Origin of the sequence: Methylophaga sp. UBA678, from assembly GCF_002299105.1 — a bacterium.
Classification (GTDB): domain Bacteria; phylum Pseudomonadota; class Gammaproteobacteria; order Nitrosococcales; family Methylophagaceae; genus Methylophaga; species Methylophaga marina.
In genome coordinates, this window is record NZ_DBNG01000024.1 from 91,238 (window position 1) to 115,613 (window position 24,376).

The window sequence follows — 24,376 nt, forward strand, 5'->3', positions numbered from 1 at the left end:
CGCATAGGAATCGTTGATGGATATTACTGAATTGCTTGCGTTCAGCGCAAAAAACAATGCTTCGGATTTACATGTTTCATCAGGTGAGCCGCCAATGATCCGTGTCGATGGTGATATCAAGCGCATTAACCTGCCAGCGATGGAACATAAAGATGTTCACGCGATGATTTATGACATTATGAATGACAAACAGCGCAAGGACTTTGAAGAGTTCCTGGAAGCTGATTTCTCATTTGAGGTGCCGGGCTTGGCTCGTTTTCGTGTCAATGCTTTCAATCAGAACCGCGGTGCAGCGGCTGTTTTTAGAACGATTCCATCCAAAGTACTGAGTCTTGAAGATCTTGGCGCTCCCGATATTTTTAAAACCATAGCGGACAATCATCGCGGAATTGTATTGGTCACCGGGCCAACCGGTTCAGGTAAATCCACCACGCTGGCAGGCATGATTAATTATCGAAATGAAAAAGATAATGAACACATTTTAACCATAGAAGACCCGATCGAATTCGTACATCAAAGTAAAAAATGTTTGATCAACCAACGTGAAGTGCATCGTGATACACATGGTTTTAGTGAAGCGCTTAGAAGTGCTTTGCGTGAAGATCCAGATATCATTCTGGTAGGTGAGTTACGTGATCTGGAGACAATTAGATTGGCGTTGACAGCCGCTGAAACCGGGCATTTAGTCTTTGGTACCTTACATACCTCGTCTGCAGCAAAAACCATTGACCGCATCATTGACGTGTTCCCTGCTGCGGAAAAAGATATGGTGCGTTCCATGTTATCTGAATCATTGCGCGCGGTTATTTCGCAAACATTAATGAAAAAAGTCGGCGGTGGTCGAATTGCTGCGCATGAAATCATGATTGGCACGCCTGCCATCAGAAATCTAATACGCGAAGATAAAGTACCGCAGATGTACTCTGCTATTCAGACGGGCGGCGCTATTGGTATGCAAACGTTAGATCAGTGTTTACAAGATTTGGTCAGAAGACAAAAAGTGACAAAACAGGAAGCATTACCACGTGCTGTTAATAAAGACTTATTCCGTTAAAGAGGTGTGATATGGAAATTGTCACAATTTTAAAAGCCGCTGTGAAACATGATGCTTCAGATGTGTTCATCACCGCTGGTCGGCCCGTCACCTTAAAGGTCAATGGGCGTATGGCGACACTCTCACAAGATGCACTGCAGGATGATGAGGCCAGGGATTTAGTATTAAGCACGATGTCTGATGCTCAGAAAAAAACATTTGAGCGTGAAAAAGAGTGTAACTACGCACTGGAGACTAAGGGCGCAGGTCGTTTTCGTATTAGTGCTCTTTATCAACGCAATAAAATTGCCATGGTGATGCGTCGAATTAAAGACGAGATTCCTACTATTGAAGACATCCATGTGCCTCAAGTCATCAAAGAATTATCGATGACAAAACGTGGTTTAGTCATTTTTGTTGGTGCAACAGGCAGTGGTAAGTCAACGACATTGGCTGCCATGATCGGTTACCGTAATCAGAATAGTACGGGTCACATTTTGACGATTGAAGATCCTATTGAGTTTGACCATAAACACGCTGGCTGTGTTGTTACACAACGAGAAGTTGGAATAGACACTGACTCGTATGAAATCGCGCTTCGTAACTCTTTGCGGCAGGCGCCGGATGTGATCATGATTGGTGAGATACGTACCCGTGAGACGATGGATTACGGTGTCGCATTTGCCGAAACCGGTCATCTTTGTTTATCCACCTTACATGCAAATAACGCGAACCAGGCGATGGACAGGATTATCAACTTTTTTCCTGAAGAGCGTCATCAACAGTTATTTTTAGATCTTTCCTTAAATCTGAAAGCCGTTATCGCTCAGCGACTAATCCCTAAAAAAGATGGCTCGGGCAGGGCTGTTGCGGTTGAGGTGCTTCTGAATACGCCGCTGATTGCTGATTTGATCGAGAAGGGCAAGGTTTATGAAATTAAAGAAGTGATGAAACGCTCTAAAGAGCTGGGTATGCAGACATTTGATCAGGCCGTCTATGACTTGTACAAAGCCGGTGAAATCAGCTACGAGGAAGCCTTACGTAACGCTGACTCAGCTAACGAAGTACGGCTAATGATTAAATTGGGTATGGAGTCGGGGGAACTGGCTAAAGACAGTGCTGTTTCCAGTTTATCCTTACAAGCTGAACCTGAGGATGTAATAGGGCGTATGTAGCTGTTGTTTTTTTGACACAGCATTCACGCAATCACTAATAAGATCTATTAGACGTCAAGCAAATACTGGTTTAATATGTAGCGAAAGTACCACACTCGGTATTGAGCAAATCAAAATTTAAGACGTGTTCATTTATTTTTCTACGGAAAAGGAAGGCAATATGAAATTATCAAAACTCCTGTCAGCAGCGTTTGCAATAGCTTTGCTGGCTGGTTGTGCGGGTAATCCGAAAACAACTAACCAAAACATTATGTGTGCAGTAGGTGGTGCTCTAGTTGGTGGTGCCGCAGGCGCTGCCGCAGGTGATTCTGATGCTGCAGCTGGAAGTGCTGTAGTAGGTTCAATGCTCGCACTATTACTTTGCCCTAACGGTGAAGAAGAACAAGAAGCAGCAGTAGAAAAACCAGTATGTGCTGTAGAGCCACCTCCAGGTGCCTTAGTTGATCAAAATGGTTGTGCATATGACACAGATAAAGATGGTGTGTACGACGGTATCGACATGTGCCAACAAACACCTCCTGGTGTGACTGTTGACCGCGTAGGTTGTGCGCTCGATTCTGATGGTGATGCAGTGCCTGATTACAAAGATCTGTGTCCTAACACACCTAAAGGCGTCATCGTTGACCAAGATGGTTGCCCATTAGCAGGTGAAAAAGTGCTGTCTTTAGAAGGCGTTAATTTCGCATTTGATAAAGCGACGTTGACTGACGATGCGAAACAAATTCTTGAAGAAGCTGTTTCTGTTCTGAAAGATACTGATAGCGTTGTTGAAGTACGTGTTGAAGGTCACACTGATAGCATCGGTACTGAAGCATACAACAAACAACTGTCACAAGAACGTGCTCAGTCTGTTGTTGACTACCTGACTTCTCGTGGTATCAATGGTAGCTACCTGATCCCAGTAGGTATGGGTGAAAAATTCCCAGTTGCTACAAATGATACAGACGCTGGAAGAGCGAAAAACCGTCGTGTTGATTTCGTTGTTAACGAATAAAACAAGACAACATCACAAGTGATGATAAAAGGCCCTGCTTGCAGGGCCTTTTTTTTATCCTTATCCAGGAGAATGATTAAATCGTTATAGTAGCCATCAGCCACTGCAGAGTAGTTAAGCACTCATGCAGACTTGGTTTGCAATGGGTATGGAGAACACTAGGCGAGTTATATCTGTTTGCTTTGATCTGTAAGCCCTCTCTCAGTGGTCGATTCTTGACTACAAGTACTCCTCTAAGGTTTGAGTGGAACAATTCTATTATCTAATAGGAGAGAAAAAACTGACTTGAGCTGAGAGATAAAAGGAGTTTTTCCTATATTAGAATAAGCCCTGTTTATCTATTATTAATTTCAGCTTTACGGCTTTCATTGGTTTTCCCTTCGCCCTTTCAGTTTTCTGATGAGGGCTTTTTTTTGCCTGAAGAAAATCCATTTAAAAAGATTGAGGATTAATAAGGTCACCTCAACGTGCAAGCTGTTTTCTTTGGAAGCAGAGAAAATAAATTGATCCTCCATAAAAAAAGACTCCGATGATATGTCTATCACCGGAGTCTTATGCACTGTGTCAATCTATAGTATAAGGATGATCTTATAGGCTGAACACGCTCAGAACGCCACCTAAAGAAGTCCAGCTTGATAAAGATTTGTAGGCGCCGACAGCACCTAAGCCATCGGTGTCATTTTCCAGGTTGTTGGTCATGCCGATACCAGCCCAGCCACCTATGCCTGACAAGATAGCAATATATTGTTTGCCATCGTGTTTATAGGTGTTCACATTGCCCACGATGCCTGATGGGGTTTTGAAACGCCATAGCTCACGTCCAGTTTGAGCATCAACTGCTTTTAAATATCCTTCTAAAGTACCGTAGAAGACGACATCACCGGCTGTCGCTAAAGCGCCTGACCATACTGAGAACCTTTCTTTATCAGACCAGACGATTTTACCTTCACGTGCATCCCAGGCAATAAAGTTGCCCATATTGTCTTTTTCAGCCGCAAACATATTGACTGAGGCGCCTACATAAGGTTGACCCGCTAAATATTCCACCTCAAATGGTTCCAGGTCCATACAAATATGGTTGGTTGGCACATAGAACAGGCCCGTTTTTGGTGAGTATGCAGCAGGTTGTTGATCCTTAGCACCATGTGCTGCCGGGCAGATTCCAGTCGTGTTTGTATCTTCACCATTATGTTCAGGAGAGAACTGTTTATTACGGTCGGGTAAGCCTGTTTTCAGATTAACGCTATTCGCCCAGTTAACCGAAGGATCAAACTTGTTGGCGACTAATAATTCACCTGATGCACGATCCATGGTGTAGCCAAAACCATTACGGTCAAAATGCACTGCTGTTTTGCGCATTTTGCCTTTGACTTTTTGATCGGCAAGAATGACTTCGTTGACACCGTCGTAATCCCATTCATCATGTGGCGTCATTTGATAAATCCATTTCGCCATGCCTGTATCTAAATCACGGGCAAACAATGACATAGTCCATTTGTTATCACCAGGACGTTGCAGTGGATTCCATGTCGATGGGTTACCCGTACCATAGTAAAACAGGTTCAGATCCGGATCGTATGAATACCATCCCCATGTAGTACCACCACCAATTTTCCATTGATCACCTTTCCAGGTGTTTAATGATGAATTTTCACCAACAGGTTTCAGCATCGATGTTGTTTTTTCAGGATCCACCAACATCTCTGCATCAGGACCTGTGCTGTAGGCTTTATATAAAGACTTACCATTTAAATCGTAAGTCTGAACATAACCACGAACACCAAACTCACCACCAGAGATACCAACGACGATTTTATCTTTAAATACATGAGCAACCCCCGTGTTAGTTGCACCGACTCTGGGATCATCGCGTTTATCAGACCAAACCATTTTGCCGGTTTCCGCGTCTAAAGCTACCAATGTAGTATCGGCCTGGTTTAGGAAGATTTTGCCATCACCATAAGCTAAACCACGATTGATGACGTCACAGCACATAACAGGTACGGTGTCATCATAGTTTTGTTTGGGTTCATATTTCCATTTGATGGCACCGTCATTGTTTAGGTCTAATGCATACACAATGTTTGGAAATGGCGTATGAATGTATAAGGTATCGCCAATAACAAGTGAATTACCTTCATGACCCTTTAATACACCTGTTGAAAATGACCAGGCCATATTCAGATCTTTAACGTTCTCTTTATTGATATCCGTTAATTCACTATAGCGATGATTTTCATAGTTACCTGCTGACATCACCCACTCATTCGGGTCTTTTTGCATAGAAAGCAATTCATCTGCATAACTTGTCATGGGTAGAGCAACTGACATTAAAGCCAGAGATATTGTTGTTTTTTTCATCATTTTTCCCTTCAAACTTAAGATATAGAAGTAAGCGGAAGCTGAAGTCGCCACTTCTTTACCAAACGCTGACGTATAAAAAAACAGAAGGCTTTTCTATAAGTCATCATTTACCAAACACAAAATCATGTTTGATAATCCCCGAGGGGTAGGGAAAGACTAACAGTCAAAAAAAGGAACTAATTGCACTTGTTTCCAAAAATAATGGCCGATTGGAATCTCAGACAAGTAACGATGGTAGGGGGAGTATCTTAGAGCAAACTATTTACAAAGAGAGCGAATGGGGAAATGCTCCCAGCTAACAATCATTGGACTTGTGGATGTAAAAGGTCGAGTGGCATTGCTTTGGGGCGCAACTAAATAAGCATCCATCATTTCTATTGTGGATGAGAAAAAGACTGCGAGCTGATATTGCTCAGATGTGAATGAAGATAAAGTACAGTTAGGAGACTGGCTCAACCTCCCAGTATCAATAGTATGGAAAGGTGTTTTGAATTGTGTTGATCTCGGCAGAGATTTATAAAACGCTTCTTTTATGCACCAGCATTGGTAAAAATAATCTTGAGATGTGTTTGAGGAGTAAAGTTCATATTCTCGCTTAGACATAAAACTTTTGGCCATGCCAATCATATTGTTACGTGGTTTCTTAATTTCTATATCAACACCACATGGTAAGTCTGCAAACACAATAGCTACCCAGTCATGGCTATGGGACAGGCTACAAAAGAAGGGGCTGGTTAATTGGGGGAGTTTGGGACAGGTATCCGTGTTGTCATCAATAACCACATCCTCAAAGTGAATACCAAACAGATGATTAACGGCGTATTTAATTAACCATCGGCTTAATAAAAATTGTTGTCGCTTTTTGGGGGAGGATAGTCGGTGATATCTTTGAGTACTCGATTCGTCTAAAAAATCTGAATTAAGAGAATCTGAACTGCCCTCAAGGTTGGCTAACCAGAGTTGAGGGCAGTGTAGGTGTTTATTCAGCAAGTTTAACGACATCACCCTTCAAAGCGACGCCAGCGATAATAGCGCCTGCATGGCACTCATACTCGCTTGTGCTGATAAATGCGTTCTTTTTGTAATAGCTCTCTATATTTATAACGGCATTACCACCTTCAGCTCGGACTCTATCTTGGAATGAGAGTAGTGCACTGAGGAGAACCCATTCACACGCCTCTTTGTCGGTTTTATTAAAGGCGTTCGTTTTTTTATTGCTTACGAAGTTACCTTTGTCTTCAAGGACTTTTGTATCTGCTGGTTGACCAAAAATAAAGCGAATGGTGGGGTCCAGCTTTTCTTTGAAGTCAGCCGATTCCATTGCCTCTTTGATTGAAAAAAGGTGTTTTGTATCTCGAGCAAAGGCTTGGCTAGATAACACCATAGTGGCAAGAATCAATATCGAAAAGACTTTTTTCATGAGATAACGTCCATGTGTAAAAAGCGGGCAGTATAGTTCATCGGCTGTTTTACTACAATTTCCATGTTTTTTCTTGCATATATCAATGATGAAAGTAGAATTCTTCCAATACTTGATTAGTTTATGACAAACGTTAGACACAAACGCTAACCGAACGGACTCGCATGACATCACAGAGGTTGACTCATTGATTAAGCTGAAGTTGGAGTCATGGTCTGCCTTGGCACCTGGCATGGATGATACAGACGCATGGATGAAGTGGTTTGATGATATTGATAGCAAACCATCCGAAAATACACCTATCCAGATAAAACAGGTACCAGCTTTGTTGCGTCGTCGTTTTACGACGCTGGGTAAAATTGCTGCGAAAGCCACGTTTAACCTGATGGAGAGCAAACAGGGGATTTCTACGATCTTCGCTTCCCGTCATGGTGATACGCCGCTGACATTATCATTATTAAAAGATATTGGTAACAGTGAGCCTTTATCACCAACCAGTTTCAGTCTGGCTGTGCATAATGCGGTAGGTGGATTGTTGTCGATCGCTCGTCAGGATGTTGCTCCTATTACAGCGATAGCCAGTACTGAAAATTTAGTACTGAGCACATTGCATGAGGCTGCTGCACAGCTAGAAGTCTATGGCAAGGTGTTATGTGTTATCTATGACGTACCATTACCCGATATTTATCAATGGTTTTCTCAAAGTTTACCTTTTCCTGTGGCCGTTGCCTTTATTGTCAGTCATGATGAAACCCTTGATTCAGCCATAGAGTTTGCACGTGAACCCACATTTGATTCTTCATTCAGTTCTGAGCAAGGACTGTTTGATTTTATTTCGCTGTTAATGAGCTATCAGCAAGAGATTAAGCTCACCACATCAGCAAGTTGTTGGCGTGTTAGAAGGTTAGAACGGTGAGAAATGTGCAGCGACTTTGGCGATTATTAGCAACAGCTGTTAGTTTCTTACTCTTTGGCTTGGGCGGAATTATCATTCCGTTGGTCGTCATTCCTGTTATTTATCTGTTGCCTGGAGATGTACAGCGCAGAGAAAGACGAGGCAAAGCCTTTATTCATCATAGCTTTCGGGTTTATATTCGATTAATGAAAAGCATGGGCATCCTTTCATATGAGCTTGAAGATATTGATCGATTAAAGGAAGCCAAGCTTGTTTTAGCCAATCACCCGACTTTGATAGATGTCGTTTTTCTGATCTCTCTGATCCCACAAGCAAACTGCGTGGTAAAAAGTGCGTTGATGCGTAATCCGTTCACGCGAGGCCCACTGAAAGCCGCTGGCTACATTGTTAATGATGATAGCGTGGACGATGTGATTGCAGCGGCTGAAGCTGCGTTTAAACATGGTGATGTGCTGATTATTTTTCCTGAGGGAACACGTTCAATTCCTGGAAAAGTATTAACCTTAAAGCGTGGTGCAGCCAATGTTGCAGTTAGGACTCAAGTTGACGTTACCCCGGTTTTAATTGATTGTCAGCCTGTCACGTTGACCAAAGGACAACCTTGGTACCAAATCCCTGATAGCAAGCCACATTTCAAGATTACAGTGGCAGAGCCGATAGCTATTACCGATTTTATAAAACAGGATAAACCTTCTGTTGCCGCAAGAAACTTAACCTCTGCGTTAAGTCAGTATTTTAATGAGGAGATAGGATTGCGTGAACGCACTGCATAATGAAATAAAATTAATGATTATCAACAGCCTCGATCTGGAAGATATCGATGTTGAGGATATCGACAGTGACGAACCCTTATTTGTGGATGGACTTGGACTCGACTCGATTGATGCACTGGAGATTGGTTTAGCGCTACAAAAGCAATATGGCATTAAACTTAAGTCAGACTCGGAAGAGACAAGGCAACATTTTGCCAGTGTGAGTGCTTTAGCTGCTCTGGTTGAAGAACATAGAACAAAATAGAACAACATCATGAAAAGTCAGCAAGAAATATATGAAAAAGTAGTGGCGGTTTTTGAAGAGCTGTTTGAAATCGATCCAGCAGATATCAGCCCTGAATCGAATTTATATGAAGACTTGGATATCGATAGTATTGATGCGGTTGATCTTGTTATCGAGTTAAGAAAAATGACCAAGAAAAAAATTCAGCCAGACGATTTTAAAATGGTTCGTACCGTTCAGGATATTGTTGAGCAAGTAGATAAGTTATTGAATAACGAGCAATGAAGACTGCTATCAGGCTGTTTTCTGTCCTGTTATCTATCGCCTATCCGTTTATTGTCTTTTGGGGCTTACACAGTAATCACTATCAAACATTAATTGTTTTTTTGGGGCTCTTATTACTGAGTCGGTTCTGGCTCGCCACTTTGTGGCAAGAGCGACTCATGCTTACGCTTATGGTGGCATTGCTCGTGAGTCTTGTCTTATTCAGTGAAACGAGTACCGCATTAAAACTATATCCGGTGATGATCAACCTGAGCTTATTTACCGTATTTGTGATGAGTTTACATGCCAAGGAGTCAGTGATTGAAAAACTGGCGAAACTCAGAGAACCTGATTTACCGGCAGAAGGGATAGCCTATACTCGGAAGGTCACTATCGCTTGGAGTGTCTTTTTTCTTTTAAATGCGACAATCGCTTTTATCACCGTCTTTTTTATGTCATCCCAAGCCTGGATGTTATATAACGGCGTGATTGCTTATGTGCTTATCGCTGTCATGTTCAGTGTTGAATGGCTTATTCGACAAAGAGTAAGGCGACAATGACGATTCCTTATAGTTTGTTTAGCTGGTGGCAAGGTAATGATGATGTCGTGATCGCTATCGATGGTGACAGAAAGCGGGATTGTGCAGAATTAAAACGACGTGTTACCGCCTGGATAGCAAGTATTAAAGAACATGAAGGACAATACTGGGCCGTCTATCACTCAGATGCGTTTGAGTGTCTGGCTATCATGCTAGCGCTATGGCAATTAGAAGGGACGGTATGCCTATCTGCTGACAAGCTTCCTGCAACGGTTGCCAGACTTCAACACCATGTCGATGGCTTTGTTGGGGAGTTTGAGCAAAATACGTTTGCCCAGCCAAGCGATGAGCATCACGAGGTATGGCAGTGGCAGAAAGCCAGTACTGACTTGATTGCCTTACAGGTATTTACTTCCGGTTCGCAGGGGCAGCCGAAATGTATTGATAAATCTCTACAGGCGCTGGATAGAGAAATAGCCGCATTGGATTGTCTTTCATGCGAAGACGTTGAAGTGGTGCTTGCTACAGTCACACATCAGCATATGTATGGCGTGATATTTCGTTTATTAAGACCTTTTTGCTATCAGCAGGCATTTAGCGCGAAGTTACATGAGTATCCTGAGGAATTGATCCGTTCTGCTTCGTTGTACGGACGATTCTGTTTGATTTCCAGCCCGGCGCATCTAGCAAGAATGAATGCCGAGCAGGACTGGAATTTAGTAAAAAATAATTGTGTTGAGGTTTATTCATCAGCCGCACCATTAACCCGAACCGAGAGTATGAATGTGTCTGCTTATCTCGATGTGCGAGTTAAGGAGATATATGGCAGTACTGAAACCGGGGCCATCGCTTGGCGCTGTCAACAAGATACTGAGCACGATGCTTTGTGGCATAAACTTTCTCATGTTCAGTTAAAGACAGTGGAGACGGGTGGGCTTGAAGTAAGATTTGTTCAGGGTGGAAATTCATATGTATTAGCTGATCATATTGAATTTGATCCTCAGGGTGATTTTGCTTTGCTAGGCAGGCATGACCCTATCGTGAAAGTCGAGGGAAAACGCCTCTCATTGACTGAATTAGCCAATGCAGTAATAGAGCACCCATGGATTGCTGAAGCAAGAGCCATACTCTTGAGCAGAAAGCGTACAGAAACAGCCGTGGTGGCCGTGTTATCTGAGAGCGGTCAGCAGCAGCTCATCACTCAGGGAAGAAAAGCACTTATAAAAAGCATGAAACACTCATTAGCCGATCAGTTTGAGCCTGTTTTATTGCCGAGACGCTGGCGTTTTATTGAGGCGATGCCAGTGAATACACAAGGAAAATTAACCATGAATGCGCTCACAGCATTGTTTGATAAGCCCGATACAGTTTGGCCTATCATTGAAGCTGAAACTGTGAGTGAACAGGCGGCGGATTTCAGCTGTCGCATACCTGAAGAGCTTCTGTATTTTGATGGGCACTTTCAACAGCAGGCTATTTTACCTGGCGTTGTGCAATTGCACTGGGCAGCCAAGCTCGGACAAAAATATCTTAATATTTCAGGTCATTTCCATCGACTGGAAGCGATTAAGTTTCAACAACTGATCCTGCCCGGAAGTGTAGTCAGCTTATCGTTAAGTTATGACCACTCCAAGCAGAAATTGAGTTTCAGTTTTTCCTCTGAGAAGGGCGTTCACTCAAGCGGAAAGGTTTGTTATGCCTGAAAATATCTTTAATCCTGCCATTGTGATCCCAGTGTATAACCATGAACATGCGATTGGGACGATTGTGGCCCAAGTCATGGCCTCTGGATTGCCTATTCTATTGGTGGATGATGGCAGTGATATACCCTGTCAGCAAACATTGATTGCTCTTGCTGAACAGTTTCCGCATCAGTTAAGTTTGCTTCGCCTAGAAGTGAACGGCGGTAAAGGCGCCGCGGTGAAGGCGGGTCTGCGATGGTTGTTGGATAATGGCTATTCACATGGATTGCAAATCGATGCGGATGGTCAACACGATGTGGCAGATATTACCCGCTTTATTCAAGCAGCAGAAAGTGAGCCAGACTCGCTTATCACTGGCTACCCTCAGTATGATGAATCAGTGCCTAAAATACGTTTATACAGTCGTTATCTGACTCATATATGGATCTGGATTAATACCTTATCCTTTAGCATTAAAGATAGTATGTGTGGGTTTCGGGTTTATCCGCTGCAACAGACTGTAACGCTGCTTTTTCACTGTGGTAACCGTATGGACTTTGATCCGGAAGTCATCGTCAGATGGCTATGGCGTTATCAGAAAGTCACTAATTTACCGACGAAAGTGCATTATCCGCTGGATGGTGTTTCTCACTTTCTTTTATGGAAGGATAATGGTTTGATTACGCTCATGCATACACGGCTGTTTTTTGGCATGTTGTGGCGTATGCCGTGTTTATTATGGCGTAAACGTGATGGTCAATAATTCGCATTGGTCGCGTGTGGCCGAGTCCGGGACGGTCATCGGCATGCAGATTCTATTATTTTGTTATCGGGTCTTTGGTCGATGGGCTTTTCGTCTCTGCTTATTTCCGGTGATGACTTACTATTATTTAACCCGTCGAGAAGCTAGAAAAGCTTCACAACATTATTTATCACGACTAACCGAGACCTATCCTGACTTAGGTAGGTTATCGTCATTTAAACACTTTCTTATGTTTGCTGACATTCTGCTGGATAAATTACTGGCATGGATGGGACGTATTCAACTCAAAGATGTACGCTTTCATAGTGACGGTCAGTTTGAAGCGGCTATTGAACAAAAGCAGGGCGGTATTATTGTGGTATCCCATCTGGGTAATACCGAAGTCTGTAATGCATTGGCACATCAACAGCCGAATTTGAAATTGACCTTGCTGGTCTACACCCAACATGCTGAAAAATTTAATGCCTTAATGAAAAAGGTAGGCAATACGACACAGGTTAAGATGTATCAAGTGACTGATATGAGCCCGGCCTTTGCCATGATGATGGCTGAACGTGTTGAAGCTGGAGAGTTTCTTGTTATTGCTGGTGATAGAACACCGGTCACTGGTCAGCAACGAGTCTCTGAAGTCACCTTTTTAGGTGAACAAGCGGCTTTGCCTCAAGGCGCCTTTCTATTAGCGAGTTTATTAAAGTGTCCGGTCTATCTGATGTTTTGCCTTAAGCAAGACAAGATGTATCACATCTACACAGAGTTATTTTCTGAAAAGTTATCTTTCACTCGACAGCAACGGCAGGCTTTATTAACAAATACTGTCCAACAATATGCTGATAGATTGGCTCATTATTGCCATATTGCCCCTCTGCAATGGTTTAATTTTTATCCGTTTTGGCAAAAAATGACACCACAAACTCAGCAAACTGAGGAGAAACAGTGATTCAGGTAGAAACGATTATTGAAGTCCCTTTTCACGATGTTGATGTGATGCGCGTTGCCTGGCACGGTCATTATGTGAAATATTTTGAAATTGCTCGCTGTGCCTTATTGGATAAAATTGAATATAACTATCCGGAAATGGAACAGTCAGGGTATGCCTGGCCTGTGATTGATTTACGTATTCGTTATGCACACCCACTAAAGTTTCAACAAAAAGTGAAGGTGATAGCAACGCTGGTGGAGTGGGAGAATCGTCTGAAAATAAACTATCAGATTGATGACTTGGTTACAGGGCAAAGACTGACCAAAGGCTATACCGTACAAGTCGCCGTGGATATGTCAAATAATGAAATGTTATTTGTCTCACCCGCTATTTTATTTGAAAAAATTGGGGTGACAGCATGATCAGACTCTCTATGCTCATGATGCTGTTCATTAGTTTTTCCGCACAGGCAGAATTATCTTACGACTTACTTGCCAAACTCACAGATTCTCCAGCCTCTCTTCAGGGGCGGTTCGAGCAACAGAAGCAGATTGTCGAGTTTGATACTACCTTAACGTCCCAAGGGAGATTTGAATACCAACGTCATCAGTTCATCCATTGGATGACTGAAACACCGATAGAAAATGAACTGACAATGACACCTGATGATATTGTCAGCCGTCAGGGAAATAATGAAATTTTGCATATCAAAACGGATAAAAATCCCTCAGTTCAGATCCTGAGTAACATCTTTTTTGCTGTGTTAACCGCGCAATGGCACGACTTAGCCGAGTTTTTCTATGCCAATGGTGAACAGCATGGTGAGCAGTGGCATGTGACCTTAACGCCCAAAAAACAGACCTTAAAACAAGTTGTCAGCAGTGTGGAGTTATCAGGAGATAAATGGCTTAGAGAAGTCACATTGAACGAACATAATGGTGATAAAACACATATTACATTTAGTGAATTATCGCAGTCGCACTGATGAACAATTTCTTTAAATTCTTGGCATGGGTTTGGCTACTTGTTGTCCTACTGCTAATAGGTATTACAGCCTCTAATCGGCCAGTATTAGATACCAGTATGATGAGTCTGTTGCCACAATCTGAGCAGCAGCCTCTCGTTAAAGCCGCTTCTGAGCAGATGGGACGGCAGTTTTCTCAGCGACTACTTATTCTGGTGACAGCATCGGATAAAGAAATCAGACAAGCGTCTTCGACAGCTCTGGCGGATTCTCTTCGTGCATTGCCACAAGTCAGTTCTGTGCTGTCACAATTTGAAGCTTCCACGCTCACACAGTATCAACAGACGCTTTACCCTTATCGTTATGGTTTGCTGACAGATGAGTTAGTCACACTTATTGATACTGACAAAAGCGATATCGTTAAACAACGAGCATTGTCACGCATTTTGAATCCCGTGAGTCTTGGTGGACATTCGCTGGTTGATGACCCTTTTGGTCTGATGTCATCGTGGTTAGAGCAGTTGGAATCACCCATTAATGTCACTTCAGAAGATGATTATCTAAAGCTCAGAGGAAAAAATGATACCTATCTCGTGATAGTGAATTTAGCGGATGATGCTTTTTCAATGGCAACGCAGAAAGCGGTTTTAGGTGTTTATCAGCAGCAAAAAGACAAGCTGGAAGATAAAGGTGTCTCGCTGCAGCTCTCTGGCTTACTGGTTCATGCCGATGCTGGTGCCAAGCAAGCACAAAAAGAAATGTCGACGATAGGTATCGGTTCGCTGCTCGGCATTGTGCTGCTGATGTGGTGGGTTTTTAAACGATTTTATAGTGTCACTTTATTATTACTCCCTGTCTTTATTGGCTTAATCGTGGCCTCATCTGTAGCGTTTTTGATGTTTGAACGCGTACATATCGTGACGTTTGCCTTTGGAGCTGGCTTAATCGGTGTGGCGATTGATTATGCCCTGCATTTTTTATGTGAACGACAACAACGGCGAGATGTTATATCGCATATCTTGCCAGGGTTAGCATTAGGTCTACTTTCAAGTGTTTTGGCGTATGCTGCTCAAGCGATTACCCCTTTCCCAGGGCTGCGACAGATGGCACTTTTTTCTATTGTCGGACTAATTTCAGCCTGGTTAACAGTCGTATTATGGTTGCCATTAATGACAAGACGCTTGCCGATCACGACGCCACGATTAAGTGATAGGATTTATCGTTGGCAACAACAGCTACCAAGTGTTGGGCAGAGTCTCTCTGTCCGTATTCTCTTAATTTTCCTTACTATTGCCGCTGCAATCAGTGTGTTTTATGGCGAAACAGAAGATGATATCCGGCTATTACAAACATCTCCCCCTGAGTTGCTAGCTCAAGAGCAATATGTCCAACACGCTTTAGGTCTTAACAGTAGTACACAGTTTTTGTTAAACCCCTGCGAGCAAATAGAACTCTGTCTACAACAAGAAGAGCAACTCAAACCCGTATTAGAAAGGCTACAGCAACAAGGTCAAATTTCTCATTACCGCATGCTTTCGGAATCGGTGCCATCGAAGAAAACACAGACTAATAATAGTCAACGAGTGGCACGCTTATACCAGCAAGAATTGAGTTCGCTATATAAATTGCTGAACGCTTCCGAGCAGATGACTGGGCAAGCTTGGCATAAACTTGATAATGACAAACTGAACCGCTTAACACCTGACAGAAAAGATGAGCAGGGGGGATTACTGTCCTCACCGATTATTGAGTCAGAACAAGCCGGTTTAGCGACAGTTATCAGTCTCGCCTCCTCGAACTCATTATCAGCACAGGCATTAGTGCAGTTACAAGCGACGGTGCCAAAACTGATTTTAGTGGATCAGGTCGATGCCATTTCAAACTTGATGCAGGATTATCGACAACAAATTATGTTGTGGATGTGTTTGGCCTATATTGGTGTTTTTGCCATTTTATTTTGGCGCTATAAAAACGCCACTTGGCGAATTATTTTGCCGCCCATGTTAGCCTCCTTCTTTACGTTAGCGATATTAATGGCTGTGCTACCTGGCGTGAATTTGTTTCATTTTATGGCCTTAATTCTGGTGTTAGGTATTGGCATTGATATGGGAATCTTTTTGACAGAAACCTCAGGGGCGACTCAAACCTGGTTAGCGGTCACATTGTCGGTGCTGACAAGTTTAATGGCTTTTGGTCTATTAGCGTTGAGTCAGACACCAGTATTGATGCATTTTGGTTTGACAGTATTGTTGGGATTGTCATGGGTGTGGATTTTAGCGACCTTTTTTCGTCGTATAACTCAAGGAGAGAGTGTTGAAGGCAACACAAAGTCAGTATGACATTATCGTCATTGGCGCTGGGCCAGCAGGTGCAGTTGTTTCTGCGTTATTAAATCAGCGTGGTTACCGAGTAGTAGTATTGGAGAAGACGTATTTCCCGCGATTCTCCATTGGTGAAAGTTTGCTGCCGCAGAGTATGCGTTTTCTTGAGCAGGCCAATATGTTGGATGCCGTTCATGCGGCCGGTTTCCAATTTAAAAATGGCGCCGCCTTCAGCTGTGCAGAACGTTATGAATCATTTGATTTTAACGAGAAGTTCACTGAGGGGTGGGGGACGACATATCAGGTACAACGCGATAAGTTTGACAAAATTCTGGCTGATACTGCTGAGCAGCAAGGTGTTGAGATTTGTTATGGGCAGACCGTCACTGCATTTGAATATCACCAGAAAACGGCGTATGTCACCGTAGCGGATGAAGATGGCGATGTCTATAAACTGAGCAGTCAGTTTGTGTTGGATGCTAGCGGTTATGGGCGTGTATTACCTCGCTTATTAGGCTTGGATAAACCGTCAAACTTTCCATCAAGGACATCGTTGTTTACACACATTGAAGACCGAATACAGGATGAAACTTATGATCGCAATAAAATTCTCATTACAGTGCATCCCGACTTCCAAGATGTCTGGTATTGGTTGATACCGTTTAGTAATGGCCGTTCATCCGTTGGTGTCGTTGCTACACAGGCATTTATTCAGCAACTGGATGGTGAGACTGAGGATAAACTCAAACAGCTCATTAATGAGTCAGGCTGGATGGCGACGTTACTAAAACAGGCAAACTTTGATACTCGGGTTGGTGAGCTTACCGGCTATGCCTGTGATGTTTCACAGCTTTATGGGGATGGCTACGCCTTATTGGGCAATGCGGGTGAATTTCTGGATCCTGTGTTTTCTTCCGGAGTAACGATAGCACTCAAGTCCTCCAGTTTGGCTGCTTCCGTACTTGATAAGCAGTTACAGGGGGAAGAAGTGGACTGGCATAACGTCTTTGTTTTGCCGCTACAGCAGGGGATTCATACTTTTAAAGAGTTTGTTGAAGCCTGGTACGATGGCAGGCTACAGGATGTTATTTTTACCCGAAATAAAAATGCACCTATAAAACGGATGATTAGTTCTATTTTGGCCGGATACGCTTGGGACACGCACAACCCATACGTGAAAGATGTGAAGCGGTTAAGTTCTCTGGCAGAGTTATGCAGAAACAGGTAATGCCGCGCATCCTATTCTTAGGCCTCCTATTTTTTACGCTGACAGCGTGTAGTCTGTTTCGGCCATTACTGATGCCAGAAAATACGTTGTTATTATTATCACCCGCTGAGGGACCAAAGGCGGGACTGATGAAACAAAAAGTCACCGTGATTCAAGATAAGCAGCCACAGTCGTTTATTGCCTTGAGTCGGTTTACAACGTTGGATTTTCGTGTGGCTGTGATAACACCAACTGGCCAGACTCTGCTGAAAATGAACTATGACGGTAACCATTTTCAAGCGACTAATCTGACGGATATGACATTACCTCTCGAAGAAGTGATGTCTGTTATGCAATTTGCGTTGTGGCCAGAAAAAACGGTGCACAAGTATTATAATGAACGGTTGAATTGGCAAGTTGAACTTACTACGAATTATCGCCGTTTATATAAAGGTAATACACTTATCCTTGACGTAAGGATGTCTGATGATAACGTTGATATTCACCATAAACAGCATCATTACCGTGTGATGATTTCGCCCTTACAGAGTTGATAACAGTGTGACTGATAAAAAAAATGTTTACCTGAATCAGGTAGGGGTAGTGTGTGCTGCCGGACACAATATACTGGAACTTAAGTGTGGACTTGAGGCTGAACCAAACGATCTCATGACCCTGTCTGGTGCCTATGGTACAGAGCCTGTGCCTGTCGCTATGTGTCAACAAGTATTACCTGATATTCCAATGGAAGAGGCATGCTGGCAAAGTCGAAATAACCAACTGGCTTTGGCGGTATATCATCAGATTCAGGAAAGGGTTGATGAGGCCATAAAAAACTATGGTGCTGAGCGAGTCGGTGTGGTGATTGGAACCAGTACATCGGGTATTTCTGATGCTGAGAACGCTATCCAGTCTTATGTCGAAGGAAATGGCTTACCTGAAAACTATCATTACAGGATTCAGGAAATGGCCAATACGGCCGAGTTCATTGCAACACTATCTGGCGCTTTAGGTCCGGTCTATGCTGTATCTACAGCCTGTTCATCAGGTGCCAAAGCCTTGGCTTCAGCCAAGAGGCTTATTACTGCCGGGCTTTGTGATGTGGTTATTGCGGGTGGTGTCGACACACTGTGTAAGCTCACTCTACAAGGCTTTTCAGCATTGGAAGCGGTCAGCAAATCGATTTGTAACCCATTTAGTCAGAATAGAAATGGCATCAATATTGGGGAGGCTGGTGCGTTGTTTATTGTCTCTGCTAATCCTGAAGGTGTTAAGTTATCAGGTGTTGGTGAAAGTAGTGATGCCCACCATATTTCTGCCCCAGAACCAGAAGGAACTGGAGCCGAACGAGCCATGAGAATGGCATTGGCTGATGCTGGTCTGAAAGCTGATGACATTGATTATGTGAATCTACATGGCACAGCGACGCCGTTGAATGATCAAATGGAGTCGCGAGCTGTTAGTCGTGTTTTTCCTGCATCGGTTTTATGTAGCTCTACCAAGCCCATGACAGGACATACACTAGGTGCTGCGGGTGCAGTAGAAGCGGCTATTTGCTGGCTAACCTTAATGGACAATGCTGTGTTGCCAGTTCATCACTGGGATGGCAATGCTGATCCTGAATTGCCAGAACTGAATTTTGTGACGCGTCAGCACACATCAACACCTGTACGACGCGTATTAAGCAATTCCTTTGCTTTTGGCGGTAATAATGTGGCCTTAGTGATGGAACGAGCAGAATGAGTATTGAGTATTCTGTAGACGAACTTGTACCCCATTCAGGCACCATGTCATTGTTAAGTCGTGTGACAGCCTATGGCGATGACTGGTTGGAAGCGGAGGTCGATATCTCCTCAGCCACGTTATTTGCAGAGGAACAGGGCGTGCCGGCATGGGTTGGTTTGGAATACCTTGCTCAAGCCATCGCGGCTTTTTCAGGTGTGCAGGAAAGAAAACAAAATCAGCCACCCAAGCTTGGGTTTCTACTCGGCACACGGCGTTATGAATCGAACGTGCCATGGTTTGCTACTGGACTGACGTTAACGGTGAGAGTCGAGCGAGACATGGTGGCTGAAAATGGATTACATGTATTTAAAGGCATGTTGACGGCATTCAATGTGGAAGCCACAGCGAATTTAAATGTATTTCAACCAGACGATGCCAGTCAGTTTATTAAGGAAGCAAAACAATGAGCGAAACCATATTAGTAACAGGCTCAAGCCGAGGTATCGGCCGCGCTGTTGCGATTAAGCTTGCGAATGATGGCTATGACATCGTGCTGCATTGCCGTAGCAAGCGGACTGAGGCTGAAGCCGTGGCTGAAGAGGTTAAAGCCCTTGGTCGGCAGGTTCGCATATTACAGTTTGATATTGCTGATAGAAAGCAATGCCAGGCAGTGCTTGAAGCGGATGTTGAAGAACATGGTGCGTATTATGGTGTGGTTTGTAATGCTGGCCTTGCGCGAGACAATGCTTTTCCTGCTATGCCTGGTGAAGAGTGGGATCTGGTATTAAGAACGAACCTTGATGGTTTTTATAATGTATTACAGCCACTCACCATGCCGATGGTGAGAAGACGTAAACCCGGTCGGATTGTCACTATGTCATCCGTTTCTGGCGTGGCTGGTAATCGTGGACAGGTTAATTATAGTGCTGCCAAAGCCGGTATTATCGGTGCGACCAAAGCCCTCGCTATTGAATTAGCTAAACGTAAAATCACAGTGAACTGTGTCGCGCCGGGGTTAATTGATACAGAGATGACAGAAGATGTTTTCATGGATGAAGCGATGAAACTAATACCGATGCAACGTGTTGGTAAAGTCGAAGAAGTCGCAGCGACGGTGAGTTTTTTAATGTCAGAAGGTGCTGCCTATATTACGCGCCAAGTCATTTCAGTGAATGGTGGAATGGTCTGATGAAACGCGTAGTTGTAACAGGCGTAGCGGGTTTTTCGCCTATAGGAAATGATTGGGCCACTATTCGCCATCACCTGGAAACGATGACAACGGGGATTTGCCGCATTGATGAGTGGGATAAATATGCTGAGTTAAATACGCGCCTTGGTGCACCGGTACGAGACTTCGAAATGCCTGCGCATTATAAGCGTAAGGATTTACGCAGTATGGGGCGAGTGGCTAAATTAGCCGTTTTGAGTACCGAGCTCGCACTAGAGAAGGCTGGTCTTCTTAAAGATCCTATTCTTCATAGTGGTGAGGTTGGTGTGGCATATGGCTCTTCGGCTGGTGATACCGGTGCTGTCGCCGATTTTGGCAATATGCTATTGAATCACTCATGCGAAGGACTGAATGCAAACTCCTATATTAAAATGATGGCGCATACCTCTCCCGTGAATATCGGTATCTATTTTGGTTTGCGAGGTCGTGTATTAACAACATCAAGTGCCTGTACTTCTGGGAGTCAGGCCATTGGCTATGCTTATGAAGCCATCAAAGCCGGCCAACAGACAATTATGATTGCGGGTGGCTGTGAGGCGTTATGTGCTACTGAGGCCGCAGTCTTTGACACTTTATATGCCACCAGTATTAAGAATGATACACCGCATTTATCTCCCAGACCTTTTGATAAAGACAGAGATGGTCTGGTAATTGGCGAAGGTGCCTGTACCTTGATTTTAGAAGAGCTGGAACATGCACAAGCCAGAGGTGCGACTATTTATGCTGAGCTGATTGGTTTCGGCACAAATTCGGATGGCAGTCATGTGACTCAGCCTTCAGCTGCTACCATGCAAAAGGCCATAGAATTAGCGCTACAAGATGCCGCTATTGAGCCTGAAAATATTGGCTATATCAGTGCTCATGGAACGGCTACCGATCGTGGAGACATTGCTGAAACCACGGCAACCGAAGCCGTGTTTGGTTCCAGTACGCCGATAAGCTCATTTAAAAGTTATACTGGTCATACATTAGGTGCGTGTGGTGCATTAGAAGCCTGGGTCGCTATTGAAATGATGAACAGTGATTGGTTTCATGCGACGGCAAATCTGGATGAAGTCGATCCCGATTGTGGCACGCTGGATTACATCATGAATGCTCCCAGGCAAATTCATACCGATTATGTGATGTCTAATAACTTTGCATTTGGCGGTATTAACACGTCACTTATTTTTCAACGATGGAACTAAAAGGATAACTCATGACTTTAGGGAAGAAGCTTATTCCATTACTATTCACCGCACTTTCAATGAATGCTGTGGCTTATCAGAGTAAAGATGAGCAGATTGATGCAGTATTAAATGTGGTGCAAACAGGTTCACAAGAACGCAAAGAGACTGTCCTGGAACGTTTACAGTGGTCAGGTATTTCAGATCCTCGCTTATATGATGTGTTGGAAGCCGATTTATTGGCAAATTACCAAGAAAAGCTATATGACTCAGATAAGCGTAATTTGATGGCCTATGAGGTAAGAGCGCTGGGATACAGTGGGAACCCAAAATACACATCGACGCTTGAACTGTTAGCAAAAAAAGCGGCGGAGTCAAAAGTTAAACGACATGCCAAAAAGGCCTTGAGCGACTTAAGTACTTATATTTCGGTCCAGCGTCAGTTAAGTCATGTGGTAATCGAACAACCGGAAAAACCGTTTGAAGTTCAGATGTATATGCGGATGATACAAACGGGTGATAGCTACACACAGCGACTGGCCGCGCGAGCTTCTTTTCATGAAAATATTCATGACCCTGAACTTATGGCTTTATTTACTGAGCAGTTAGAGAGCATGTACATGAACCCTGGTTTGGATGCCTTGGGGCAAGATACGGCCGCCTGGATCTGTAAAGTGCTTAAACAAGACTCTGGACATGAAGCTCTGTTGGCGGAAGTAGCTGAGAAGACGCCACATCGAAAAATTCAAAAATATGCTAAGTAACTGGAGTAAGCCCTTTTTTCTACATAACTGTTTGCCCAGAGACAACTTCATTTAAAGAGTGCTGAGATGAGTGACAAAGATTCTGAAGAGATGGTTGTAGAGTTCACGCCTCTGGAAAAGATCGAAGAGCTCTATAATGAGCTGCTTGATTGGTATGGTGAGGCTGATAGTAAAGAACTTAGAGTGGCAGCCAAATTATTGTTAGTTGCTTTGGAAAAGTTTGCTATTCATGGTGGTAATCAGTGGCATGACCTGGTCAGTGAATATATCGATATTCTTCGTAAAGATCCGGAGAAGTTTCAAAGAATTATTGAATCCAATCGCGGTGAATTAAAAGAAAAAACGTCTACGACCCGTTATCACTAGCTAATTTTTCAAAAAAGATTGTCTTTTTTGCTCGTCTTTCAGCAACTTGGCAAATTTACGTGTTTGTTTTGGCAGATAAATAAAATCGTCGACTAATGATTTCTTACGACGTTTTTTGGTCAGTTCAGCAGGCTCGAAAAAATGTCTGGCATTCTCGTAAGACAACACAAACGGCTGATAGCCCTCATGCATCAGTAAATAACTCATGATGAGTGAACCTGTACGATGATTGCCTTCCAGAAACAGTTGAGGCTGACTCAGTATATTGGTGAATAAACCGGCCGTTCGCTTCCAAATATTGGTGTGTTGATTGAGTGCCAACCAGTCCATAAGCTGACCAATACCACCATTACGTGCTGCGTAGAAGTGGGCTTTTGTTGCTTTAAATTGATGTTGAGATTCTTCTTCAGATATTGATGAAGTGTGATAAAGCACTATGTGATTAAGTTCTAACAGTAAATGTGAATTACCCATGGCGAAAAGATCAATGTCATTCGCCAGATAAAAATCTATCTTGGCGTAGCCGGCAACAATGTTTTCAATCACTTCATTAGATGGTGGTGTTCTCTGAACGGTGAGGGTTTTATTAATCTTATCAAAGTGTTTTTGCGTATCAAGCAGACGTGATCTGACAGCGCTAATATTGAGTCGAGCAATATTGCCTGTCAGATCATGTTGTGTCGCACTGTGAACAGCATTAAGTGATGATGAACCCATAATAATGGTTTAGATTAACTAAACTCACCTCGCACATACTGTTTGGTTAATAACTGTTGAGGATCTTCAAAAATCTTTTTGGTGTCGTCCATTTCAACCAGATAACCAGTACGGCCACCTTGTGAAATATCTACACCCAGAAATGCTGTTGTATCAGCCACACGCATGGCTTGTTGCATATTGTGTGTGACTAAAGCCACGCTGTAGTGTTGTTTCAGTTCTACCATCAACTCTTCGATCTGACGCGTGGCAATCGGGTCTAGAGCTGAACAAGGTTCATCCATTAATAACACATCAGGTTCTGTGGCAATGGCCCTGGCAATACACAAACGTTGTTGCTGACCACCTGATAAAGATAATCCGCTGTTTTTCAATTTATCTTTGACATCATTCCAGATAGCCGCACGTTTTAGTGCTTTAACGACCATCTCTTCCTCATCGCCTTTGTAACCGTTTAGTCTCAGGCCAAAGGCAACATTATCGTAAATGCTCATAGAAAAAGGATTAGGTAACTGGAACACCATGCCGATATAACGTCTGACGATGACTGCATCGACCTTTTTGCTGTAGATATCATGTTTGTGATACTGGATATGACCTTCAAAACGAAATGAGTCGATCAGATCATTCATACGATTCATGCTGCGTAGAACGGTACTTTTTCCGCAACCTGATGGACCAATAAAGCCGGTGACTTTATTTTTTTCAATAGGAATAGTGGTGTCTCTGACCGCTCTGAAGTCACCATAGTAGATATTTTTTACATGGCAATCTAAAACAACAGGGCCTTTTGGCACGTACTTTTCAGCAATAAATTCAGCGGTATCGATTTGCATATTCATAGGTTTTCCTT

General features: G+C 43.3%; 27 protein-coding genes. 22 read left to right on the plus strand and 5 right to left on the minus strand.

The window, feature by feature from the left end; translation table 11 throughout:
• Positions 1–16: 16 nt before the first annotated feature.
• From B3014_RS12215 to B3014_RS12225, 3 genes are all read left to right on the plus strand, one after another.
• Positions 17–1,054, plus strand: a complete 1,038-nt coding sequence (locus B3014_RS12215; protein WP_286303641.1) for a type IV pilus twitching motility protein PilT — start codon at positions 17–19, stop codon at positions 1,052–1,054.
• 11 nt (positions 1,055–1,065) lie between these two features.
• Entirely contained in the window at positions 1,066–2,208 is a 1,143-nt protein-coding gene (locus B3014_RS12220) for a PilT/PilU family type 4a pilus ATPase (protein ID WP_289244497.1), read from the plus strand.
• A 160-nt stretch (positions 2,209–2,368) separates the two neighbouring features.
• The gene (locus tag B3014_RS12225; protein WP_289244496.1) at positions 2,369–3,202 is read left to right on the plus strand and encodes an OmpA family protein; all 834 of its coding nucleotides are present in this window, start codon (positions 2,369–2,371) and stop codon (positions 3,200–3,202) included.
• 588 nt (positions 3,203–3,790) lie between these two features.
• Here B3014_RS12225 and B3014_RS12230 read toward each other — a convergent pair.
• The 3 genes from B3014_RS12230 to B3014_RS12240 form a co-directional block, all read right to left on the minus strand.
• Positions 3,791–5,563 carry a methanol/ethanol family PQQ-dependent dehydrogenase gene (locus tag B3014_RS12230; protein ID WP_286306105.1) on the minus strand — a complete coding sequence of 591 codons (1,773 nt, stop codon included), beginning with the start codon at positions 5,561–5,563 and terminating at the stop codon, positions 3,791–3,793.
• A 261-nt stretch (positions 5,564–5,824) separates the two neighbouring features.
• Entirely contained in the window at positions 5,825–6,556 is a 732-nt protein-coding gene (locus B3014_RS12235) for a 4'-phosphopantetheinyl transferase family protein (RefSeq protein WP_289244495.1), read from the minus strand.
• Entirely contained in the window at positions 6,546–6,986 is a 441-nt protein-coding gene (locus tag B3014_RS12240; RefSeq protein ID WP_289244494.1) for a hypothetical protein, read from the minus strand. The genes B3014_RS12235 and B3014_RS12240 overlap by 11 nt, the downstream gene beginning before the upstream one ends.
• 187 nt (positions 6,987–7,173) lie before the next feature.
• On the opposite strand from B3014_RS12240, the gene B3014_RS12245 reads away from it, so the two are divergent.
• From B3014_RS12245 to B3014_RS12335, 19 genes are all read left to right on the plus strand, one after another.
• Complete coding sequence (locus B3014_RS12245) at positions 7,174–7,902, plus strand: beta-ketoacyl synthase chain length factor (RefSeq protein ID WP_289244493.1); 729 nt, start codon at positions 7,174–7,176, stop codon at positions 7,900–7,902.
• Positions 7,903–7,907: 5 nt separating this feature from the next.
• On the plus strand, positions 7,908–8,675 hold the full coding sequence (locus tag B3014_RS12250) for a lysophospholipid acyltransferase family protein (protein ID WP_289244492.1): 768 nt from the start codon (positions 7,908–7,910) through the stop codon (positions 8,673–8,675).
• Positions 8,659–8,919, plus strand: a complete 261-nt coding sequence (locus B3014_RS12255) for a phosphopantetheine-binding protein (protein ID WP_289244491.1) — start codon at positions 8,659–8,661, stop codon at positions 8,917–8,919. The genes B3014_RS12250 and B3014_RS12255 overlap by 17 nt, the downstream gene beginning before the upstream one ends.
• A 9-nt stretch (positions 8,920–8,928) precedes the next feature.
• Entirely contained in the window at positions 8,929–9,183 is a 255-nt protein-coding gene (locus B3014_RS12260) for an acyl carrier protein (RefSeq protein WP_289244490.1), read from the plus strand.
• Positions 9,180–9,722 (plus strand): hypothetical protein, encoded by a 543-nt coding sequence (locus B3014_RS12265; RefSeq protein WP_289244489.1) that lies wholly within the window; start codon positions 9,180–9,182, stop codon positions 9,720–9,722. Before B3014_RS12260 ends, B3014_RS12265 begins: the two co-directional genes overlap by 4 nt.
• Positions 9,719–11,404, plus strand: coding sequence for an AMP-binding protein (locus B3014_RS12270; protein ID WP_289244488.1), 1,686 nt, complete (start codon positions 9,719–9,721; stop codon positions 11,402–11,404). The genes B3014_RS12265 and B3014_RS12270 overlap by 4 nt, the downstream gene beginning before the upstream one ends.
• Complete coding sequence (locus B3014_RS12275) at positions 11,397–12,146, plus strand: glycosyltransferase family 2 protein (RefSeq protein ID WP_289244487.1); 750 nt, start codon at positions 11,397–11,399, stop codon at positions 12,144–12,146. The genes B3014_RS12270 and B3014_RS12275 overlap by 8 nt, the downstream gene beginning before the upstream one ends.
• Positions 12,136–13,083 (plus strand): hypothetical protein, encoded by a 948-nt coding sequence (locus tag B3014_RS12280; protein WP_289244542.1) that lies wholly within the window; start codon positions 12,136–12,138, stop codon positions 13,081–13,083. The genes B3014_RS12275 and B3014_RS12280 overlap by 11 nt, the downstream gene beginning before the upstream one ends.
• Positions 13,080–13,487: an acyl-CoA thioesterase gene (locus tag B3014_RS12285; RefSeq protein WP_286303655.1), complete on the plus strand. Its 408-nt coding sequence runs from the start codon at positions 13,080–13,082 to the stop codon at positions 13,485–13,487. Before B3014_RS12280 ends, B3014_RS12285 begins: the two co-directional genes overlap by 4 nt.
• Positions 13,484–14,050, plus strand: a complete 567-nt coding sequence (locus tag B3014_RS12290) for an outer membrane lipoprotein carrier protein LolA (protein ID WP_286303656.1) — start codon at positions 13,484–13,486, stop codon at positions 14,048–14,050. Before B3014_RS12285 ends, B3014_RS12290 begins: the two co-directional genes overlap by 4 nt.
• Positions 14,050–16,368, plus strand: a complete 2,319-nt coding sequence (locus B3014_RS12295; protein ID WP_289244486.1) for an MMPL family transporter — start codon at positions 14,050–14,052, stop codon at positions 16,366–16,368. Before B3014_RS12290 ends, B3014_RS12295 begins: the two co-directional genes overlap by 1 nt.
• Positions 16,343–17,578 (plus strand): NAD(P)/FAD-dependent oxidoreductase, encoded by a 1,236-nt coding sequence (locus B3014_RS12300; RefSeq protein WP_289244485.1) that lies wholly within the window; start codon positions 16,343–16,345, stop codon positions 17,576–17,578. The genes B3014_RS12295 and B3014_RS12300 overlap by 26 nt, the downstream gene beginning before the upstream one ends.
• A gap of 128 nt (positions 17,579–17,706) precedes the next feature.
• Complete coding sequence (locus tag B3014_RS12305; RefSeq protein WP_289244484.1) at positions 17,707–18,111, plus strand: DUF3261 domain-containing protein; 405 nt, start codon at positions 17,707–17,709, stop codon at positions 18,109–18,111.
• Between the two features lie 7 nt (positions 18,112–18,118).
• Positions 18,119–19,300 (plus strand): beta-ketoacyl-[acyl-carrier-protein] synthase family protein, encoded by a 1,182-nt coding sequence (locus B3014_RS12310; protein WP_289244483.1) that lies wholly within the window; start codon positions 18,119–18,121, stop codon positions 19,298–19,300.
• Positions 19,297–19,749: a hypothetical protein gene (locus B3014_RS12315; RefSeq protein WP_289244482.1), complete on the plus strand. Its 453-nt coding sequence runs from the start codon at positions 19,297–19,299 to the stop codon at positions 19,747–19,749. The genes B3014_RS12310 and B3014_RS12315 overlap by 4 nt, the downstream gene beginning before the upstream one ends.
• The gene (locus B3014_RS12320) at positions 19,746–20,471 is read left to right on the plus strand and encodes a 3-ketoacyl-ACP reductase FabG2 (protein ID WP_289244481.1); all 726 of its coding nucleotides are present in this window, start codon (positions 19,746–19,748) and stop codon (positions 20,469–20,471) included. Before B3014_RS12315 ends, B3014_RS12320 begins: the two co-directional genes overlap by 4 nt.
• Positions 20,471–21,697, plus strand: a complete 1,227-nt coding sequence (locus B3014_RS12325; RefSeq protein ID WP_349675880.1) for a beta-ketoacyl-ACP synthase — start codon at positions 20,471–20,473, stop codon at positions 21,695–21,697. Before B3014_RS12320 ends, B3014_RS12325 begins: the two co-directional genes overlap by 1 nt.
• Before the next feature lie 11 nt (positions 21,698–21,708).
• Positions 21,709–22,440 carry a hypothetical protein gene (locus tag B3014_RS12330; protein WP_289244480.1) on the plus strand — a complete coding sequence of 244 codons (732 nt, stop codon included), beginning with the start codon at positions 21,709–21,711 and terminating at the stop codon, positions 22,438–22,440.
• 66 nt (positions 22,441–22,506) lie between these two features.
• Positions 22,507–22,806, plus strand: a complete 300-nt coding sequence (locus tag B3014_RS12335) for a hypothetical protein (protein ID WP_289244479.1) — start codon at positions 22,507–22,509, stop codon at positions 22,804–22,806.
• On the opposite strand, the gene B3014_RS12340 is transcribed toward B3014_RS12335, so the two are convergent.
• Both B3014_RS12340 and pstB read right to left on the minus strand, forming a co-directional pair.
• Positions 22,807–23,523 carry a hypothetical protein gene (locus B3014_RS12340; RefSeq protein ID WP_289244478.1) on the minus strand — a complete coding sequence of 239 codons (717 nt, stop codon included), beginning with the start codon at positions 23,521–23,523 and terminating at the stop codon, positions 22,807–22,809. It lies immediately after the preceding gene.
• A gap of 14 nt (positions 23,524–23,537) precedes the next feature.
• Positions 23,538–24,359 carry a phosphate ABC transporter ATP-binding protein PstB gene (gene pstB, locus B3014_RS12345; RefSeq protein WP_414683053.1) on the minus strand — a complete coding sequence of 274 codons (822 nt, stop codon included), beginning with the start codon at positions 24,357–24,359 and terminating at the stop codon, positions 23,538–23,540.
• Positions 24,360–24,376: the final 17 nt, after the last annotated feature.

What these genes read in the sequence shown, in the direction of transcription:
- B3014_RS12215 (WP_286303641.1), top strand. Translation starts at nt 17, where the DNA reads ATGGATATTACTGAATTGCTTGCGTTCAGCGCAAAAAACAATGCTTCG.
- B3014_RS12220 (WP_289244497.1), top strand. Translation starts at nt 1,066, where the DNA reads ATGGAAATTGTCACAATTTTAAAAGCCGCTGTGAAACATGATGCTTCA.
- B3014_RS12225 (WP_289244496.1), top strand. Translation starts at nt 2,369, where the DNA reads ATGAAATTATCAAAACTCCTGTCAGCAGCGTTTGCAATAGCTTTGCTG.
- B3014_RS12230 (WP_286306105.1), bottom strand. Translation starts at nt 5,563, where the DNA reads ATGAAAAAAACAACAATATCTCTGGCTTTAATGTCAGTTGCTCTACCC.
- B3014_RS12240 (WP_289244494.1), bottom strand. Translation starts at nt 6,986, where the DNA reads ATGAAAAAAGTCTTTTCGATATTGATTCTTGCCACTATGGTGTTATCT.
- B3014_RS12260 (WP_289244490.1), top strand. Translation starts at nt 8,929, where the DNA reads ATGAAAAGTCAGCAAGAAATATATGAAAAAGTAGTGGCGGTTTTTGAA.
- B3014_RS12265 (WP_289244489.1), top strand. Translation starts at nt 9,180, where the DNA reads ATGAAGACTGCTATCAGGCTGTTTTCTGTCCTGTTATCTATCGCCTAT.
- B3014_RS12270 (WP_289244488.1), top strand. Translation starts at nt 9,719, where the DNA reads ATGACGATTCCTTATAGTTTGTTTAGCTGGTGGCAAGGTAATGATGAT.
- B3014_RS12275 (WP_289244487.1), top strand. Translation starts at nt 11,397, where the DNA reads ATGCCTGAAAATATCTTTAATCCTGCCATTGTGATCCCAGTGTATAAC.
- B3014_RS12280 (WP_289244542.1), top strand. Translation starts at nt 12,136, where the DNA reads ATGGTCAATAATTCGCATTGGTCGCGTGTGGCCGAGTCCGGGACGGTC.
- B3014_RS12290 (WP_286303656.1), top strand. Translation starts at nt 13,484, where the DNA reads ATGATCAGACTCTCTATGCTCATGATGCTGTTCATTAGTTTTTCCGCA.
- B3014_RS12295 (WP_289244486.1), top strand. Translation starts at nt 14,050, where the DNA reads ATGAACAATTTCTTTAAATTCTTGGCATGGGTTTGGCTACTTGTTGTC.
- B3014_RS12305 (WP_289244484.1), top strand. Translation starts at nt 17,707, where the DNA reads ATGAAACAAAAAGTCACCGTGATTCAAGATAAGCAGCCACAGTCGTTT.
- B3014_RS12315 (WP_289244482.1), top strand. Translation starts at nt 19,297, where the DNA reads ATGAGTATTGAGTATTCTGTAGACGAACTTGTACCCCATTCAGGCACC.
- B3014_RS12320 (WP_289244481.1), top strand. Translation starts at nt 19,746, where the DNA reads ATGAGCGAAACCATATTAGTAACAGGCTCAAGCCGAGGTATCGGCCGC.
- B3014_RS12325 (WP_349675880.1), top strand. Translation starts at nt 20,471, where the DNA reads ATGAAACGCGTAGTTGTAACAGGCGTAGCGGGTTTTTCGCCTATAGGA.
- B3014_RS12330 (WP_289244480.1), top strand. Translation starts at nt 21,709, where the DNA reads ATGACTTTAGGGAAGAAGCTTATTCCATTACTATTCACCGCACTTTCA.
- B3014_RS12335 (WP_289244479.1), top strand. Translation starts at nt 22,507, where the DNA reads ATGAGTGACAAAGATTCTGAAGAGATGGTTGTAGAGTTCACGCCTCTG.
- B3014_RS12340 (WP_289244478.1), bottom strand. Translation starts at nt 23,523, where the DNA reads ATGGGTTCATCATCACTTAATGCTGTTCACAGTGCGACACAACATGAT.
- pstB (WP_414683053.1), bottom strand. Translation starts at nt 24,359, where the DNA reads ATGCAAATCGATACCGCTGAATTTATTGCTGAAAAGTACGTGCCAAAA.